A 1,258-nucleotide genomic window follows, 5' to 3' on the forward strand; every position below is an offset into this window, starting at 1 on the left:
GGGCGCCGCGGCCGGCCGCACCGCCGCGCCGCCGCCCCGCCCATCCGGCGCCCGCCATCCGGGCAATGGCCCCGCCACCGCCGAGGCCCCACCTTCCCAGGGAAAGCGGAGAGCCCGATGACCGACCCCTTCTCGCCCGATCCCCTCGCCGCCTTCTCCGACCGGCTGGCCGCCCTGGTCGCCGGGGCGGCCGACCGCACCGTCGCCGTGCATGGCCGGGATGGCCGGGCCCGCTCCGGCCTGCTCTGGGCCGAGGGGCTGGTGGTGACCGCCGAGGAAGCGCTGGAGCATGACGACGAGCTGGCCGTCACCCTGCCGGATGGCCGCACCGTCCCCGCCCAGCTCGCCGGCCGCGATCCCGGCACCGATGTCGCGCTGTTGAAGGCGGAGACCGGCGGCTTCGTGCCGCTGGCGCCGGCGCCGCCCGCCCTGCTCGCGCCCGGGCACCTGGTGCTGGCGGTCGGCCGCGGCGAGGATGGGGCGGTCGCGGCGCATGGCATCGCCAGCCTGGTGGGCGGCCCCTGGCGCTCCATGCGCGGCGGCAGGCTGGACCGCCGCATCCAGCTTGGCCTGAGGCTCGACCCCTGTGCCGAGGGCGGCACGGTGCTGGACCATGCGGGGCGGCTGATCGGCATGGCGGTGCCCGGGCCGAAGCGGCGGGCCCTCGCCATCCCGGCGGAGACAATCGCCCGCTCGGTCGAGCAATTGCGAACCCGCGGCCGCGTCGCCCGCGGCTATCTCGGTCTTGCCATGCAGCCGGTGCAGGCGGGCGAGGTCCGCGGGCTGATCGTGGTGGGCGTCGACCCGCGCAGCCCGGCCGGCCAGGCCGGCGTGCTGCTGGGCGACGTGCTGGTATCCTGGGACGGCAGGCCGCTCGGGACGGTGCGGGAGATGCTGGCACGGCTTGACCCCGACAGCGTCGGCACCACGGTGACACTGGAGCTGATCCGCGCCGGCCGCCCCCACCGGGTGCCGGTCCGGATCGCCGAACGGGCGGCGGCATGACCATGGCGGACCTGATGGACCTACCGACGCGGCCCCCTCCCCCGCCGCCGAGCCGCGCGCCGGTGGCGGTGGCGCTGCGCCGGGCCGAGCCGGCGCTGGCGGCGCGGCTCGCCACGCTGGGCGGCGTGCGCCTGGTGACCGACCCGGCCGCCGCCGACGTGGTGGTGGCGGAGGCGGCGGAGCCGGGCCGCGAGGACGCGCCGCTGCTGGTGCTGGCCGAGGGCGCGGCGGCGGTCGCCGCGCTGCGCGCCGG

Annotated in this window: 2 protein-coding genes; both read left to right on the forward strand. The window is 78.7% G+C overall.

Annotated elements, in window-relative coordinates:
- Positions 1–117 precede the first annotated feature (117 nt).
- On the forward strand, positions 118–1,005 hold the full coding sequence (locus tag E2C05_RS31885) for a S1C family serine protease (RefSeq protein ID WP_133223609.1): 888 nt from the start codon (positions 118–120) through the stop codon (positions 1,003–1,005).
- A partial coding sequence (locus tag E2C05_RS31890; protein WP_205083265.1) for a hypothetical protein occupies positions 1,002–1,258 on the forward strand: 257 nt, incomplete at its 3' end. The genes E2C05_RS31885 and E2C05_RS31890, both read left to right, overlap by 4 nt.

Source organism: Paracraurococcus ruber, from assembly GCF_004353985.1.
In the GTDB taxonomy this organism is placed as follows: domain Bacteria; phylum Pseudomonadota; class Alphaproteobacteria; order Acetobacterales; family Acetobacteraceae; genus Paracraurococcus; species Paracraurococcus ruber.

What these genes read in the sequence shown, in the direction of transcription:
- E2C05_RS31885 (WP_133223609.1), top strand. Translation starts at nt 118, where the DNA reads ATGACCGACCCCTTCTCGCCCGATCCCCTCGCCGCCTTCTCCGACCGG.